The organism is Variovorax sp. VNK109, assembly GCF_049445855.1.
Lineage (GTDB): Bacteria > Pseudomonadota > Gammaproteobacteria > Burkholderiales > Burkholderiaceae_C > JAGOCV01.
Genome location: NZ_JBMSDV010000001.1, coordinates 1,225,661 through 1,241,189 on the forward strand (window position 1 = coordinate 1,225,661; position 15,529 = coordinate 1,241,189).

General features: G+C 65.9%; 17 protein-coding genes and 1 pseudogene. 9 read left to right on the forward strand and 9 right to left on the reverse strand.

The window, feature by feature from the left end; translation table 11 throughout:
* The first annotated feature begins 77 nt into the window (after nt 1-77).
* Nucleotides 78-578: an Lrp/AsnC family transcriptional regulator gene (locus tag ACO2Q9_RS06040; protein WP_423309295.1), complete on the forward strand. Its 501-nt coding sequence runs from the start codon at nt 78-80 to the stop codon at nt 576-578.
* 12 nt (nt 579-590) lie between these two features.
* Here ACO2Q9_RS06040 and glmU read toward each other — a convergent pair whose 3' ends face one another.
* Nucleotides 591-1,985, reverse strand: a complete 1,395-nt coding sequence (gene glmU / locus ACO2Q9_RS06045; protein ID WP_423309297.1) for a bifunctional UDP-N-acetylglucosamine diphosphorylase/glucosamine-1-phosphate N-acetyltransferase GlmU — start codon at nt 1,983-1,985, stop codon at nt 591-593.
* On the opposite strand from glmU, the gene ACO2Q9_RS06050 reads away from it, so the two are divergent.
* Nucleotides 1,984-2,925, forward strand: coding sequence for a DUF6279 family lipoprotein (locus ACO2Q9_RS06050; RefSeq protein ID WP_423309299.1), 942 nt, complete (start codon nt 1,984-1,986; stop codon nt 2,923-2,925). The two genes, glmU and ACO2Q9_RS06050, sit on opposite strands and share 2 nt — an antisense overlap.
* An 8-nt stretch (nt 2,926-2,933) precedes the next feature.
* Here the strand turns inward: ACO2Q9_RS06050 and ACO2Q9_RS06055 are convergent, their stop codons facing one another.
* The 6 genes from ACO2Q9_RS06055 to ACO2Q9_RS06080 form a co-directional block, all read right to left on the reverse strand.
* Entirely contained in the window at nt 2,934-3,437 is a 504-nt protein-coding gene (locus ACO2Q9_RS06055) for a pyridoxamine 5'-phosphate oxidase family protein (protein WP_423309301.1), read from the reverse strand.
* A 14-nt stretch (nt 3,438-3,451) separates the two neighbouring features.
* Nucleotides 3,452-3,658, reverse strand: a complete 207-nt coding sequence (locus tag ACO2Q9_RS06060; protein ID WP_423309303.1) for a hypothetical protein — start codon at nt 3,656-3,658, stop codon at nt 3,452-3,454.
* 111 nt (nt 3,659-3,769) lie between these two features.
* Nucleotides 3,770-4,450 carry a Crp/Fnr family transcriptional regulator gene (locus ACO2Q9_RS06065; RefSeq protein ID WP_423309305.1) on the reverse strand — a complete coding sequence of 227 codons (681 nt, stop codon included), beginning with the start codon at nt 4,448-4,450 and terminating at the stop codon, nt 3,770-3,772.
* 194 nt (nt 4,451-4,644) lie between these two features.
* Complete coding sequence (locus tag ACO2Q9_RS06070; protein WP_423309307.1) at nt 4,645-5,634, reverse strand: MBL fold metallo-hydrolase; 990 nt, start codon at nt 5,632-5,634, stop codon at nt 4,645-4,647.
* 119 nt (nt 5,635-5,753) lie between these two features.
* Nucleotides 5,754-6,275 (reverse strand): gluconokinase, encoded by a 522-nt coding sequence (locus ACO2Q9_RS06075; RefSeq protein WP_423309309.1) that lies wholly within the window; start codon nt 6,273-6,275, stop codon nt 5,754-5,756.
* On the reverse strand, nt 6,272-6,871 hold the full coding sequence (locus tag ACO2Q9_RS06080) for a TetR/AcrR family transcriptional regulator (RefSeq protein ID WP_423309311.1): 600 nt from the start codon (nt 6,869-6,871) through the stop codon (nt 6,272-6,274). The genes ACO2Q9_RS06075 and ACO2Q9_RS06080 overlap by 4 nt, the downstream gene beginning before the upstream one ends.
* A 211-nt stretch (nt 6,872-7,082) precedes the next feature.
* Here ACO2Q9_RS06080 and ACO2Q9_RS06085 point away from each other — a divergent pair, with 211 nt between their 5' ends.
* Nucleotides 7,083-7,475: a TfoX/Sxy family protein gene (locus ACO2Q9_RS06085; RefSeq protein WP_423309954.1), complete on the forward strand. Its 393-nt coding sequence runs from the start codon at nt 7,083-7,085 to the stop codon at nt 7,473-7,475.
* Between the two features lie 98 nt (nt 7,476-7,573).
* Here ACO2Q9_RS06085 and ACO2Q9_RS06090 read toward each other — a convergent pair.
* A pseudogene (locus ACO2Q9_RS06090) lies at nt 7,574-7,924 on the reverse strand (DUF2917 domain-containing protein); the annotation flags it as partial.
* A gap of 55 nt (nt 7,925-7,979) precedes the next feature.
* Here ACO2Q9_RS06090 and ACO2Q9_RS06095 point away from each other — a divergent pair.
* The 5 genes from ACO2Q9_RS06095 to ACO2Q9_RS06115 all read left to right on the forward strand — a co-directional run bounded on the left by ACO2Q9_RS06095 (nt 7,980) and on the right by ACO2Q9_RS06115 (nt 12,882).
* Nucleotides 7,980-8,963 carry a LysR substrate-binding domain-containing protein gene (locus ACO2Q9_RS06095; protein WP_423309313.1) on the forward strand — a complete coding sequence of 328 codons (984 nt, stop codon included), beginning with the start codon at nt 7,980-7,982 and terminating at the stop codon, nt 8,961-8,963.
* Between the two features lie 14 nt (nt 8,964-8,977).
* Nucleotides 8,978-9,874 carry a LysR family transcriptional regulator gene (locus ACO2Q9_RS06100; RefSeq protein ID WP_423309315.1) on the forward strand — a complete coding sequence of 299 codons (897 nt, stop codon included), beginning with the start codon at nt 8,978-8,980 and terminating at the stop codon, nt 9,872-9,874.
* Nucleotides 9,875-9,971: 97 nt separating this feature from the next.
* Nucleotides 9,972-10,847: a transporter substrate-binding domain-containing protein gene (locus ACO2Q9_RS06105; protein WP_423309317.1), complete on the forward strand. Its 876-nt coding sequence runs from the start codon at nt 9,972-9,974 to the stop codon at nt 10,845-10,847.
* On the forward strand, nt 10,844-11,650 hold the full coding sequence (locus ACO2Q9_RS06110; RefSeq protein WP_423309319.1) for an aspartate/glutamate racemase family protein: 807 nt from the start codon (nt 10,844-10,846) through the stop codon (nt 11,648-11,650). Before ACO2Q9_RS06105 ends, ACO2Q9_RS06110 begins: the two co-directional genes overlap by 4 nt.
* Complete coding sequence (locus ACO2Q9_RS06115) at nt 11,647-12,882, forward strand: FAD-dependent oxidoreductase (RefSeq protein WP_423309321.1); 1,236 nt, start codon at nt 11,647-11,649, stop codon at nt 12,880-12,882. The genes ACO2Q9_RS06110 and ACO2Q9_RS06115 overlap by 4 nt, the downstream gene beginning before the upstream one ends.
* Nucleotides 12,883-12,910: 28 nt before the next feature.
* On the opposite strand, the gene ACO2Q9_RS06120 is transcribed toward ACO2Q9_RS06115, so the two are convergent.
* Nucleotides 12,911-13,495 carry a 5-formyltetrahydrofolate cyclo-ligase gene (locus tag ACO2Q9_RS06120; protein WP_423309323.1) on the reverse strand — a complete coding sequence of 195 codons (585 nt, stop codon included), beginning with the start codon at nt 13,493-13,495 and terminating at the stop codon, nt 12,911-12,913.
* Nucleotides 13,496-13,504: 9 nt separating this feature from the next.
* On the opposite strand from ACO2Q9_RS06120, the gene ACO2Q9_RS06125 reads away from it, so the two are divergent.
* Nucleotides 13,505-15,514 (forward strand): transglycosylase SLT domain-containing protein, encoded by a 2,010-nt coding sequence (locus tag ACO2Q9_RS06125; protein WP_423309325.1) that lies wholly within the window; start codon nt 13,505-13,507, stop codon nt 15,512-15,514.
* Nucleotides 15,515-15,529 lie beyond the last annotated feature (15 nt).

The following is a 15,529-nucleotide window of genomic DNA, read 5'->3' on the forward strand; positions in this document are numbered from 1 at the left end:
ATGGAATTAAGTTTTGATTCAGTCCAATTTTTCACGAAAAATTTCTCGATGATCATGAATTGAACGAAAATTCAAGAATGTCTTCATTTTTGAAATCATCAGACATCGACGATTCTGACTTGAGGCTGCTCGCCCTGCTGCAGAACGATGCCAGTCCCAGCAACCAGGCACTGGCCGAACTGGCGGGCATGTCGCCGCCCACCTGCCTGCGCCGGGTCAGGCGATTGCGGGAGTCAGGTCTGATCGAACGGCAGGTGGCCCTGCTCAGCGCGGACAAGCTTGCGCCATTGCTCGGCCACGGATTGACCGCGATCGTGGAGATTTCGCTGGATCGCCAAGACGCGGCCAGCCTCGACGCCTTCGAGCAGCGCGTGTCGGGCGACGACGCCGTCCAGCAGTGCTACCGCGTCTCGCCGGGGCCGGACTTCGTGCTCATCGTTGCCGCGCCGGACATGCCCGGCTACCTCGCGCTGGCACAGCGGCTTTTCACCAGCGACGCGAATGTGCGCAACGTGAAGGCGTTCTTCAGCGTGAAACGCGCGAAGTTCGCGCCGCGCATCCCGCTCATACGCGACTGACCCGGCTCGCGCTCAGCCCTTCGGTTTCTTCTGAGGCCGCTGCCAGTTGGCAATGCCCACCTGCTTGCCGCGTGCCACGCTCAAGGCTCCCGGCTCGGTGCTCCTGGTGATCGTCGACCCCGCGCCGACGGTGCCACCGGCGCCGATGGTCACGGGCGCGACCAGCACGCAATTGCTGCCCACATGCACGTCGTCGCCGATCACGGTGCGGTGCTTGTTCGCGCCGTCGTAGTTGGCGGTGATGCTGCCGGCGCCGTAGTTCACGCGCGCGCCCACGGTCGCGTCGCCCAGGTAAGCGAGATGGTTCGCCTTGGCGCCCGCGGCCAGCGTGGAGTTCTTCACCTCCACGAAGTTGCCGATGTGCACCTCGGCACCCAGTTGTGCACCTGGCCGCAGTCGCGCGAAAGGCCCCACCAGCGCGCCGGACCCGACCTGCACGCCGAGCCGCTCGCCGTCGATGTGCGTGAACGGGTGGATGACCGCGCCCGCGTCGATGCGCGCATTCGCGATCACGCAGTTCGCGCCGATGCGCACGCCCTCACCAAGCGTCACTTCGCCCTCGAAGACGCAATTCACGTCGATCTCCACATCCTGCGCGCAATCGAGCCGACCGCGCAGGTCGAAGCGCGCCGGGTCGCTGATGCGCACGCCCTGCTCCATCAGCCTGTGTGCCTGCCGGAGCTGCCATGCGCGTTCCAGCGCCGCGAGCTGCACCGGACTGTTGACGCCCTCTACCTGCAACGCATCGTCCGTCTTCACGGCCACGACGCTGTCGCCGTCATCCACCGCGAATTTCACGATGTCGGTCAGGTAGAACTCGCCTTGTGCGTTGTCGGGCGTGAGCCGTTGCAACCACGCCTTGAGTTTTGCGGTCGGCACGGCCATTACGCCGGTGTAGATCTCGCGGATCGCGCGCTGGGCGGCAGAGGCGTCCTTGTGTTCGACGATGGCGCGCACGGCATCCCCCTCACGCACGATCCGGCCGTAACCCGTCGGGTCAGGCAGGTCCACCGTCAGCAGGCTGAGGTGGCGGCCATCGCATGCCGTCAACAATTGCCCGAGCGTGACGACCGAAATCAGCGGTACGTCGCCATTGAGGATGAGCGTGACACCGTCGTTCTCCAGCAGCGGCGCAGCCTGCAGCACGGCATGGCCGGTCCCGAGTTGCGGCTCCTGCTTCGCATAGGCCAGCGGAATGCCGGGGTAGGCCTGCGCCAGTGCGTCTTCGACCTGCGCCGCGCCATGACCTGTGACCACCGCAATCCGGCGAACTTTCAATTGGGTAACAGTGTCCACCACATGTTTCAGCAGCGCGCGGCCGGCGAGTTGGTGCAACACTTTGGGTTTGCTGCTTTTCATCCGCGTGCCCTTGCCCGCGGCCATGATCACCACATCGACTGTTGCCATGACTGTTGTTCCTGTGAATGCCAAACCCGTGCGGCGCATGAAAACACCGGGCGGGGGCGCTTTCCGCGCCATGGGCCGGATTATCGGCCTGCCCGCGTTCGCGCTGGCGGCCGTGCTGGGTCTGGCAGGTTGCAGCGCCATCAAGCTGGCCTACAGCAGCGCGCCCAATATCACCTACCTGTGGATCGACGGGTATCTCGACCTGAACGACACCCAGTCGCCTCAGGTGAAAGAGGAGCTTTCCTCGCTCCATCAGTGGCACCGGACGGTCGAGTTGCCTCGCTATGCGGATCTCGTGCAGCGCGCTTCCACCATGGCGACGGGCGAAGTCTCGGCACAGCAGGTTTGTGCCTTCGTGGACGAGGCCCGCTCGCGCGTGCTGGCGCTCACCGCCCACGCCGAACCCGCGGCAGCCACGCTGGCCACCAGCCTGACGCCGGCGCAGCTCAGGCATCTGGAACGCAAGTACGAGAGCAACAACAAGGACTACCGCAAGGAATGGCTGGACGCGAGCCCGAAAGAGCAGAAAGAGTTGCGCTACAAGCAGGTGCTGGACCGCAGTGAAATGATCTATGGGCGATTGGACCGTGCGCAACGCGACGCCATCCGCCGCGAGGTGGACGCGTCGAGTTTCGACCCCGTCGTGAGCTATGCCGAGCGCCAGCGCCGGCAACGCGACGCCCTCGCAACCTTGCGGCAACTGATGGATACCAAGCCGGCCCCGGCGCAGGCGCGCGCGGTGATCCGCGGCTACATGGAGCGCACGCTCGAATCACCTGATCCGGCCTACCGCACCTATGCGAAGAAATTGCAGCAGGAAAGCTGTGTCAGCTTTGCGCAGGCGCATGCCACCACGACACCGCAGCAACGCGACACGGCGCAAAAGCGCCTCAGAGCCTACGAACGGGATTTGCGTGAAATGGCCGCTGCCGTGGATTGACGCGGCACTCAGACCACTGCCGCAGGAAATTGCGGATTGAGCACCTTGCCGTTTTCCGCGTCGAGCTGCGCGGCGACGGGTGCGCGGTATGGCAGGCGCACCATGCATTTGGTGCTGGCGTCCCAGAACTCGGCATCGTCGACGTCCACGCGCAGCAGCATGAGCGACGGGTCGTCCGGCCCATCGGGAAACCAGGGCTCGGCCAGCGCAGACCAGAGACTCAGGATCTTTTCGCGCTCGTGCAGCAGCGTCGCGCGGCCCGATACCGAGACATAGGATGCGCTGTCAGGCCGGGCAAACGCGACGTTCACCCTGCCCTGTGCGGCCTCCTTGTCCGGCGTGAGCCTGGTGAAGTACCAGAGGCTGCCGTCGGCGTCCATCTCCAGGGGCAGCATCGGACGGCTGGACAGTCGGCCCGTCCCGTCGTCCCAGGTCAACATGCCAACCCCGATCTGATCGATCAGATCGGCGATCTTCTGCATGCCTTCGGTCTGTTGCTCGGCCCGTTTCATGACCTTCCCTCACGTCACTCACCCTGCAGTTTGTAGGAAGGGACGGACTGCCACGCATCGCCGGAGCCGATGTCGATGCGGCCATCGTCGCCCATCTGGCGGGCGTGCTGACCACGTGGCTGGTAATCGCCGCCGCCACTGGCTTGCTGTTGCTGGCGGTCCATGAACCTCCGGGGTTGCTGTTGCATGCCCGCGCCAGCGTGCGAATGTGTCTGCCTCATGCCGTACTCCTTTGCATCATCACCACAGCTTAGGAGGAGGCTTCAGCCGCCCCTGTCATCCGCTGTGAGGGTTACGTGTCGGACATGTCCGACAGCGGTGCACGCAAGGTGTTACAGCAACGGCACGCGTCGGTTCGGCCGGTCCACCCACTCGGCGATACGTTGCAGCGCCTTCGGATTGACCAGGCGCAGCTTGCCGCCCTGCAACTCATGGATGCCCAGTTTCTGCAGGCGCCGCAGGGTCTTGTTGGTGTGCACGAGCGACAGACCCAGGGCATCGGCCATGTGCTGCTGCACCAGCGGGAATTCCGCCCATCCATCCTCGACGAGTCCGATGCGCTGCGCGCGCTGGTGCAGGTGGATGAGCAGCATGGCCACGCGCTCCATGGCGTTGCGGCGGCCGGCGGTCAAGAGGTTCTCGTCGACCAGTTGCTCCTCACGCGCTGCGAGCCAGGTGATGTCGTAGCCCATCTCCGGCTTCGTGCGGAACAGATCCCAAAGCTTCTCGCGTGGGAACTCGCAGAACGAAATGTCGGTGAGCGCTTCCACGCCGTGCGTGGATTGGTCGACGAACTCGTCCTGCAGTCCGACGAGATCGCCCGGCAGCAGGAAATTGAGGATCTGCCGACGGCCGTCGCTCAGTGTCTTGAAGCGGAAGGCCCAGCCGGAATACAGCGTGTAGAGCTTCGTGCTCGCGCGGAATTCAGGGATCAGCGTCTCACCCGCCGGCAGCGTATCGACGCCCGAGCGGAAGGCTTCGATGAAGGCAAGGTCCTCCTTGCCAACCGGCATGAACACACCGGTGCGCCGCAAACGGCACTGCGCGCATGCGCCGGGACAGGTTCCGGCGGCTGGCGGCGGTGCAGGCAGTGGGCTCGGAATCGGTGGCGTGGGAATCACGCGGGAAAGTGTAACGGCGTGTCCGGATTTGCCAATGTCTTTTCACATGCAAGACAAGGCAAGCCCGAAAACTCAATCAAAAACATTCAAGCCTGCAACGCAGCCCACATTTCCTTGTCGCGTTCGGCCGTCCAGATGCGCGGGTTCTTGATGCCCTTGGCTTCGTCGTAGGCGCGGCTCACGTCGAACGGCAGGCAGTGTTCGTAGATGAACACGTGGCCGAAGATCGGGTCCATCGACTTGCGCGTGTGCGCCATGGACTGCTTGAGGTCCAGGTTCTGCGCGGCCGCTTCCTTCGCAGCCTTGAACAGGGTCTCGACCCACAGCTTCGTGTAGTCGAGCGCCTTGTTGACGTTGTCCCTGCCCTTCATGGCTTCGCCGCGGCCAGGAACGATGGCTTCGGCGCCGAGTGCACGCAGTGCTTCCAGCGTGGCCGGCCATTCCTCGAGTTGCGCGTCGCCGGTGTAGACGCCGGCTTCGTATTCCACGAGGTCGCCGGAGAAGAGCACTTTCTCCTCTTCCACCCACGCAATGGTGTCGCCGCGGGTGTGCCCCTGGCCCGGGTGCCAGACCTGCACTTTCACGCCACCCAAATCGAGCGTGAGCTTGCCCGGCACCTCACCCTTGACCGGGTTGCCGCCACCGATGACCAAAGTCGGCCAGGTCAGCCCGGGCACGGACTCGGCATTGCGGAACAGGCGCGGGAAGCGCTCCATCTCGCTCTGCATGTCCTCGGCGCCGCGCTCGATGATGAGGTCCAGCGTGCCCTGGCTGGCGATGATTTCCGTCGCACCTTCGGCGAAGTAGGCGCTCGCGCCCAGCACGCGCACCGCGTGATAGTGGGTCAGCAGCACGTACTTGATGGGCTTGTCGCTCACCGTGCGGATGCGGGCGATCAGGTCTTGCGCCATCGCGGGCGTGGCCGTCGCGTCGCTGACCATGATGAACTTGTCGCCAATGATGACGCCCGAATTCGGGTCGCCTTCGGCGGTGTAGGCCCAGCAATGCTCGCTGAGTTGCTCGAACGTGATTTTCTTGTCGGCCAGGTCGGCCTGGCTGGCGAAGGCTTTGGACATGCGGGGCGTCTCCTTGAAGCGGCGGATTTTACCTAACCGTAATCGATTACGGATTGTTGAATCACGAATGACCCGGCCATGATCCGGTCATGATGCGGACAAGCCCTGTGTCGGCAAGCTTACCGGCGGTCGGAAGTCGCGATCCAGCCCGCACCCCGCGCCGCCAGTTCGTCCAGCGGCAGCGCGCCATCCAGCACCAGCACGCCCGGCTCCGCGCCCGGGTCCTGCAGCGCTTCGAACTGGCTCTCGACAAGGCTTGGCGGATAAAAGTGTCCGGGTCGCTGCGCCACACGCCGCAGCGATTCCGCCGCTTCGATGGAGAGGAACACGAACCGCAGGTCCGGCACCGCTGCGCGCAGCGTGTCGCGGTAGGCCCTCTTGAGTGCCGAACAGGCCAGCACCGCGCCGCCGGGTCGACCGGCCAGTTCGGACGCCAGCAACGCGAGCCAGCCCGCACGGTCGGCATCGGTGAGCGCGATGCCGTCGCGCATCTTGCGGATGTTGCCGGCCGGATGGAAATCGTCGCCCTCGATCATCGGCAGGCCCATGAGCGCGGCCATGCGCCGGCCCACGGCCGACTTGCCGCAACCGGCCACGCCCATCACGACGACGTGCGCCGGCGACACGGCAGCACCCGTCAAGGCGACAGCCCCTTGTCGATCACCGAGACCACCTCCTCGGCGAAGGCTGCATAACTCATCGGCCCGCCGGGGCGCAGCCAGGTGAACGTCCAGTTGATCATGCCGAACAGCATCATCGTCACCGCCGTCTGGTTGGAGGCCTTCAGGCGCTTCGGATAAGCGCGACGCAGGAAACGCGTGACGGCGGAGACCACGTCGCGCTGGCGGTCGAGGATGAGGTCGCGCTGCGCTTCGCCCAGGAACTTGGTGTCGTGCAGCAAGGCGATGTGGCGCGTGGCCGACGTTTCGTATTCCTGCAGGAAGGCGCGGATCAGCTCGTGCAGCGCGGCCCGGTCGTCCAGGTTGCGGCGCTGTGCGGTGGCCTCGGCCTGCGCGATGATGGCCAGCAACTGCTGGGTGTAGCGGTCCAGCAGGTCGAACAGGATGGCTTCCTTGCTCTCGTAATAGTGGTAGAGCCGCGCCTTGCTGGCACCGCAAGCGAGCGCGATGTCGTTCATGCTGGCGGCGGGATAGCTCCGGTCCGCGAAGCACTGCGCCGCAACCTCGAGGATCTCTTCGCGCTTGAGTTCGTGCGTCGCTGATTTGGGGCGGGCCATGCGGGGCATTATCGGCGGACGCAGGAAATGTCAGCAGGCTGCATCGGGCCGCCGTCCTTGCGCTGCATCGCCCCTTTGCAGCAGTGCCTGTGACTGCTATGGTGGCCGCATGCCTGCCCGTACCCCCTCGCCGAAAGCCAGACCGCAGGACGAGTTTGCCAGCTACTGCTGCGAGCTGCTGTCCGTGGTCGGGCCCTGCACGCCTCGCCGCATGTTCGGTGGTTGGGGCATCAGCACCGGCGGCCTGACCTTCGCGATCATCGCGTGGGAGACGCTCTACCTGAAAGTGGAACCCGGCACCGAAGCGCCGTGGGTCGCCGCAGGGTGCAAGCCCTTCGTCTACGAGGCGAAGGGCCGCACCATGCAGATGGGCTACTACACCGCGCCGGACAGCGCGATGGAGTCCCGCGAGCAGATGGTGCCCTGGGCGCGCCTGGCACTCGAAGCCGCGCTCAAGGTCAAGGCACGCGCACCTGCCCCCCGCGCTTCACGCGAGCCTCGCGGAAGCAAGCCCGCCAGCGGCAAGCGCACCAGCGCGCCCATCAGGCGAACCACCGCACCCGCGCCGAAAACCAGCGCCAGCCGCAAGTCAGCCAAGGGCTGAGCCACCGAGGCGGCCCATCGGACCGGCTCCGCCACGGGCTCCTGCACATAGTCCCAGCTGAACCAGGCCGAGGCCTGCACCTTCGGGCCCCAGGACTCGATGACGATGCGCTGGCCGGCCGCGATCTCGATGGCCTCACCGGGCATCAGCACCTGATCGCCCTGCGCGTTGGCGGCGCCGGCGTGCGGGCCGTCGATGGTGGCCCAGACCCGGCCATGCGCAATCCGGAGCACCCCCGGCTTGCGCGGGCGCAGCGTCACGGCGCGGCCTGCGGCCAGCTTCCAGCAGCCGGACAGGGACGACGAAGAGGACGATTGCACGGGCATGTCGAGCGTGTTCATGAAAAGCTCCATTGAAGTTGAAATGGCATGGATCGGGAATGAATGATCGTTGCCACCCCATTGGCAGTCCAATGAATTCGCGGTAATCTTTTGATGCCGGTTGCGCATCAATGCTCCTGACAGGAACGCGCCACAAGTCCATCCCTACTGCCACATTTCAGCCATGCAGCATTCACAGACGCACCTGCGCACGCGCCCCATTGCAGCCGGCCACCTGCGCGCTTTCGAGGCGGTGGCACGACACCTCAATTTCCGCGCGGCGGCCGAAGAGCTGGCCCTCACGCAGTCCGCCGTGAGCCGGCAGATCCAGTCGCTGGAGGAAGAGGTCGGGGTGCCGCTCTTCCTGCGGCACACGCGGGCGGTCGAACTCACCAGCGCGGGCGCGCAACTGCTCGCGGTGGCCGCGCCGTCGCTGGACCGCATCGACATCGCCGTGCGGCAGATCCGCCAGAGCGCCGGACGGCGCAGCGTGTCGCTCACCACCTTCGCGTCATTCGCGTCGATGTGGCTGATTCCCCGGCTCGAGGCCTTCCAGCGCGACAACCCGGACATCGACATCCGCATCGACGCTTCAGACTCCGCAGTGGATCTCGACGTCGCCGACGTGGATCTGGCGCTGCGCTACGGTCCCGCATCCAGCATGCCGCCCACCGCCATGCGCATGTTCGGCGAACAACTCACCCCGGTGCTCAGCCCCTGGCTGCTCAAGAGCGGGCCCAAGCTCAAGAAGCCGGAAGACCTCGCGCAGTTCGCGCTCATCGAAGCCGGCGACGCGCACCGCACCCACCTCGAATGGCTGACCTGGCGCCGCTGGTTCGACCTGCACGGCGCGCGCAAGCTGAGCCCCAAGCGCTGGCTCTACTTCAACTACGCCTACCAGATGGTGCAGGCCGCGCTCACCGGGCAAGGCGTGGTGCTCGCGCGGCTGCCGCTCGTAGCCGAAAGCCTGGGCAACGGCGACCTGATCGAAGCGCTGCCCCAGCACCGCATGGACTCGCCCATGGCCTACTGGATGATCGTCGGCCCGCGCAGCGCGGCGCGCCCGGAGATCAAGGCCTTCTGCGACTGGCTGATGCAGCAGTCGCGTGAGACGCGCGAGACCGTCGGCGAAGTGCCGGACCCGGACACCATCGACAACATCGACTGAAGGCCATCCAACGCATGCGTCTGCGGCATATCGAGATCTTCAACGCCATCCTCTCGGCTGGCACGGTCAGTGGCGCGGCACGCCTGCTCAGCCTCACGCAACCGGCCGTCAGCCGCACGCTGCAGCATGCCGAGATCCAGCTGGGCCTCACGCTGTTCCATCGCAGCAAGGGCCGACTGGTGCCGACGCCCGAGGCGCTGGCACTCAAGCCGCACATCGAGTCGCTGTTCCTGCAACTTGACGAAGTTCAGCGTCTTGCGGGCAACCTCAAGGCCGGACAGGCCGGGCAGGAGCTGCGCATCCTGGCCGTGCTGACCCTCAGCCACGTCGTGATCCCGCGCGCCATCCTGCTGATGCGAAAAAAGCATCCTGACGTAGCCGTGCGCGTGATGGCCGTGCATTCGTCGGAGCTCATCTCGGGCCTGGCGCTACAGGAGGCCGACGTGGGCCTGCTGCTCAGCCCGCTCTCGCATCCCGCATTGATCAACGAGCCGGTTGCCGAAGGCGAACTGGTCTGCGTCGCGCGCACATCGCTGTGGCCCGCGAAGCTCAAGCGGCGACGCAGCGCGAGCCTGCAGGACCTGGCCGGACTGCCCGTCATTGCGCTGGACGGCAACGATCCGCTGGGCCGCGACCTGATGCAGGTCTGCCGCGAGAACGACGTGCAACTGCGCAGCAGCGTGACGGTGCAGACCTACCACGCAGCGCTGGGCTTTGCGCACCATGGCGCGGGCGTTGCCATCGTCGACAGCTTTACCGCCCTGTCGGCCGATCCGAAAACCGTGACGGTGCTGCCACTGCGCCCGCACATCCCCGTCGGCCTGCACGCGCTGCGACCGGCAAGCAAGCCCCTGCCGCCCCTGGCGCGCCACTTCCTGTCCTGTGTGCGCGAGGTGCTGTCCAGCCCATAACCTGGCGGCATGGGGCGTAGGCAACTATTCATTCGACCCGCGCAATCACGCCCCGCACACTGCGGCTTCCCTTACCTCCGTTTTCAAGGAAGCCCAAATGAAAAAGTCCTGCCTGCTGCTGGCCCTCTGTGCTGCATCGCTGACCGTCCATGCCGACACGCTGAGGAAAGTGTCGGACTCCGGCAAGATCACGCTGGCCTACCGGGAGTCCTCCATCCCGTTCAGCTATGTCGTCGGCACGGGCAAGCCGGTCGGCTTCGCGGTGGAGATCAGCAACGCCGTGGTGGAAGAAGTGCGGCGCCAGACCGGCAAGCCTGTGCTCGAAATCGACTACGTGCCTGTCACCTCGGCCAATCGCATTCCGCTGCTGGTCAACGGCACGATCGACCTGGAGTGCGGCTCCACGACCAACAACACGGCGCGCGGCAAGGATGTGGCCTTCGCCATCAACCACTTCTACACGGGCACACGCCTGCTCGTGAAGAAAGCGTCCGGCGTGAAGAACTATGCGGACCTTGCGGGCAAACCGGTGTCCACCACCACCGGCACGACCAACCTGCAGGTGCTGCGCCGTTACGACCAGGAGAAGAAGCTCAACATGCAGTTCAGCTACGGCCGCGACCATGCGGAATCTTTCCTGCTGGTCGAGAGCAACCGCGCGCTGGCTTTCGGCATGGACGACATCCTGCTGTACGGCCTCAAGGCCAATGCCGCGAACCCGGCGGACTACGAGGTCGTCGGCGATTCGCTCCAGGTCGAGCCCTACGCCTGCATGCTGCGCAAGGACGACCCCAGATTCAAGGCGCTGGTCGACGGCGTGATCACCAGGCTGATGAAGACCGGTGAGTTCGAGAAGCTCTACAAGAAGTGGTTCCTCGACGCCATTCCGCCGAAGAACGCAGCCCTCGGTGTTCCGATGAGCGAAGAACTGCTGGCCAACATCAAGTCGCCGTCGGACAAGCCTGCCCAGTGATCGTCACCGCCGGTCCCTTGCAGCAGTTCGTGAGCCATGTCGAGCCTGTCGGTGTGCTCGGTGGCATGGGCCCGGCGGCCGGCGCGAATTTCATGCGCCTTTTCGTGCAGGCCTGCATGGACCTGATGGCCGAGCGCGGCATCGCCGTGCGCGACCAGAACTTTCCCGAGCACTGGCTGGCGCAAGTGCCGGTGCCCGACCGCAGCGCCCACCTGATGGACAGCGCTGCGCCCGGCGCCCTGCCGCTGGCGCACATGCTGCAGGCCGTCGGCCGGCTCACAGCACTGGGCGTGCGCGCCATTGCCATCGCATGCAACACCGCCCATGCGTGGCATGCGCCGCTCCAGCAGCGCTTTCCACAGGTGGAGATGCTGCACATCGCCGACGAAACGGCGATCGCCCTGCAGCAGGCCGGGATCACGCGGGTGGGCCTGCTGGCGACAGAGGGCACTTACGCATCGGGCATCTACGGGAAAGCCCTGCAAACTGCCGGTCTCGTCTGCCATTTGCCGCAAGCCGACGAGCGGCAGGTGCTGATGGCAGGCATCTACCAGGGCGTGAAAGCCGGACGCATGCGCTGGGCGGGCGAGCAGTTCGCCCAGGTCGCACTCGAGCTGGCACGGCGCCATGAGCTGCAGGCGCTGATCCTCGGCTGCACCGAAATTCCGCTGGCATTGCGCGCGCTGCCCGCCGCATCGCAGGTCCGCCTCGTCGATCCTTCGCGCGAACTGGCCCGCGCGCTTGCCCGGCGCGCGTACCTTCATGCTCAAATCCACACAACAACTCCTCCGGAAACGGCATGAAAGTCTGTGTCATCGGTGCAGGCATCGTCGGCTGCGCCTCGGCCTACGCGCTGGCATCTGCCGGCCATGAGGTCATCCTCGTCGACGAGGCGGAAGGCCCGGCGCGCAAGACCAGCTTCGCCAACGGTGCCCAGCTCTCCTACAGCTATGTCGAGCCGCTGGCCTCACCTTCGACGCTGCGCTCGCTGCCGTCCATGCTGTTGTCCGCGTCATCGCCGCTGACGTTCCGGCTGCGGCCCGATTGGCGCCAATGGCTCTGGGGCCTGGGCTTCCTGGCCGCGAGCACCCGGCGCACGGCATTGCGGGGCGCCGGGGAATTGCTGGCGCTTGCAGCGCTCAGCCGCGAGACGCTGGACGGCTGGCTGGCCGCCGAAGGCTGGGCATGCGATTTCGCCCGAAGGGGCAAGCTGGTGCTGTGCCCCGACGAGGCAAGTCTTGCGCATCAGCGTCGGCAGGTTGAATTCCAGGCGGGGCATGGCCGTGACCAGCAGGTGCTGTCACGTTCGGGCTGCGTGGCGCGCGAGCCTGCGCTCGCCAGCTATGCCGGCCACTTCGCCGGCGGCGTGTGGACGGGCGATGAATGCGTCGCCGACCCTCACGCGCTTGCGGCGGGCATGGCGAAGACGGTTGAAAAGCTCGGCGGCCAGATACGCTTCGGCTGGCGGGCCCGGGATTGGGTCACCCAGGGAACGACCGCACACAAGCTCGTACTCCAGTCGGTCGGCGACGCGCGAATGGAAGACCACATCGAGGCCGATGCCTTTGTCCTCGCCGCGGGGCCTGCTGTCGCATCACTGGCCGCGCAATTGCGAACGTACGTGCCGGTCTATCCCATCAAGGGTTACAGCATCACGTTGCCGATGCGGCCGGGCATCACAGGTCCGCAGGCCAGCGTGACCGACCTGTCGCGCAAGACCGTGTTCGCGCCGCTGGGCGGCAAGCTGCGCATCGCGGCACGTGCCGAAATCGTCGGCCATGACCTGTCGATCCCGCAGCGCTGCGTCGATGAAATGCTGGACGCGGTCGAAGCCGTGTTCCCCGGCGTGGCCGACGTGTCGGCCGATCCGCACGCCTGGGCCGGGTTGCGTCCCGCCACGCCGACGTCCACGCCCATCGTCGGGCGCGCGGGCTCATGGTCCAACGTGTGGCTGAACGCCGGGCATGGAGCCCTGGGGCTCACACTCGCAGCCGGCTCGGCGGCTTTGCTCTCCCGGCAGATCGCGGCCACTTGAGCCCGGCTCGCGCCGGCATCACACCGGATCACACCGGCCAAACCACCCCGTTGTCGTTGAGGATGGCGTCCAGCGGCATGTCGTGCGCCTCGGGCTCGAAGTCCGGCAGGAAGCCCTGCGTGAAACCGAGGCCCACCGTGAATGGCTTGGGTTCCAGGCTCGCGAGCGTTCGGTCGTAGAAGCCACCGCCATAACCCAGGCGATGGCCACCGGGGCCGTAACCCACACACGCCACGAACAGCAGCGTGGGAAAGATCACTTCGGTGTCTTTGGGCTTGGGAATGCCGTAGGCATCCTCCTCCATCGGACAACCGGGATACCAGGCGCGGAAGGTCAGCGTCTTGTGGACGCGGTCCACCACCGGCAGGCCGATGCGGCGGCGAAGCGGTTCGTCCAGCAGTTCGCCGTCTTCCTTCCATCGGTGCAGGGCCGGCAGCGGGTCGAACTCGCCCTTGATGGGCCAGTAGGCGCCGATGACGGTGTCGGGCCGGCCCACGAGCCAGATGCGCATGACCCGCTGTAACAAGTCGGCCTTCTGTAGGCGGTCGGGCATGTCGAGCCGTTGCTCGATCAAGGCTTTACGCAGGGCCTGCTTCTCTTGCGCTTTGTCCATAATCCCTAGATGCTGTTTCGAGCCATTCTGACATCGATTGCCGTTGCCGCCAGCGGCCTCGTCACGCCCTTCGCCATGCCTGTTGCGCTGGCGCAAGCCTCCAATGCCAGCACCGCCGCCGGCGACAGCGTCATCCTCGAGATGAACCAGGCCTACAAGCGCGGCGACAAGAAGCGCCTGTCCGCGTTGTTGCCGCAGGCGCGCGGCCATGCCCTCGAGCCCTGGGCGGCGTACTGGGAATTGCGCGCACGGCTCGATGAAGCTCCCATGGCGGAAGTGCAGGATTTCTTCACGCGCTACGCCGGCAGCTACCAGGAAGACCGCCTGCGCAACGACCTGCTGCTGCTCATGGGCCAGCGCCGCGACTGGACCAACTTCGCCGCGCTGCATCCGTCTTTCCGCATGGGCGACGACCGCGAGGTGCGTTGCTACGCGCTGCTGATCGAGCACATCGGCAAGGTCTCTGATGTCACCGCCGAGGTGCGGCGCCTGTGGCTGTCGATCCGCGAGGCCGACGACGGCTGCACCACCGCTGCGGACCGGCTGATCTCCGAAAAGAAGATGCAGCCTGAAGACGCCTGGCGCAAGGCGCGCCTGGCCATGGAAAACAATCGCCCGCGCGTCGCACGCAAGGCGGTGGAAATGGTCGCGCCGGAAGTCAGCAACCAGATCGACGAGATCAACAGCAATGCGGCACGCTACCTGACCTCGCGCGTCACGGCCGCCGCCAGGGTTCGCAAGGAACTGGTGCTGCTGGCGCTCATCAAGATGGCCGCGAGCGACCCGGGCGCGGCCGCATTGCAGCTCGAGAACAAATGGGGCCCGCAGCTGACCGCCGAGGAACGCAACTGGGGCTGGGGCACTATCGGCAAGCAGGCCGCCAACCGCCTGAGCCCGGACGCGCTGGCGCATTTCGCCAAGGTGAGCAAGGACGCGGACCTCACCGACGACATGCTCGGCTGGAAGGTGCGCGCCGCACTTCGCGCCGGCAGCACGCCGCGCTGGCCGCTGGTGAAGGAAGCCATCCAGGCCATGAGTGCCGAGGCCCGTCAGGACAGCACCTGGATTTACTGGAACGCCCGCGCGCTGCTGGCCACCGCGAAAAACGAGGCTGACAAAGCCGAAGCCACGAAGATGCTCGAGGGCATCGCCGGCATGCGGGGCTTCTACGAACAGCTCGCACAGGAAGACCTGGGCCGCAGGATCACGCTGCCCGCCAAACCCGCCGTCCTCACGGCCGATGAAATGGCCGCTGCACGCCAGAACCTCGGCTTGAACCGCGGCCTGTACGCCATCCTCATCGGCCTGCGCAGCGAAGGCGTGCGCGAGTGGAACTACGCCACCAACCTGCACACACCCGGCGGCATGAACGACCGCGAACTGCTGGCCGCGGCCGACTTCGCCTGCCAGCGCGAAGTGTGGGACCGCTGCATCAACACCAGCGAGCGCACGCGCGGCGTCATCGACGTGGAGCAGCGATTCCCCATGCCTTTCCACGACGCGGTGCTCAAGCGCACGGCCGAGATCGGCCTCGATCCGGCCTACGTGTACGGCCTCATCCGCCAGGAAAGCCGCTTCATCATGGATGCGCGCTCGGGCGTGGGCGCATCGGGCCTGATGCAGGTGATGCCAGCCACTGCGCGCTGGACGGCAAAGAAAATCGGCCTCAACAATTTCACACAGGACCAGATCACCGACCGCGACACCAACATCGCCATCGGCACCGGCTACCTCAAGCTCGTGCTCGACGACTTCCAGGGCTCGATGCCGCTGGCGGCCGCCGCCTACAACGCCGGCCCGGGCCGTCCGCGCAACTGGCGCAACGGCCCGATGCTGGAAGCCGCGATCTGGGCCGAGAACGTGCCGTTCAGTGAAACGCGCGACTACGTGAAGAAGGTGCTGTCCAACACCGTGGTGTATTCGGCGCTCATCACGCGCCAGCCGCAATCGCTCAAGGGCCGGCTGGGCACCATCGGACCGCGCGAGGGCGCAGCACCGGAGAACAAGGACCTGCCCTGACGGGCACGTCCAGGC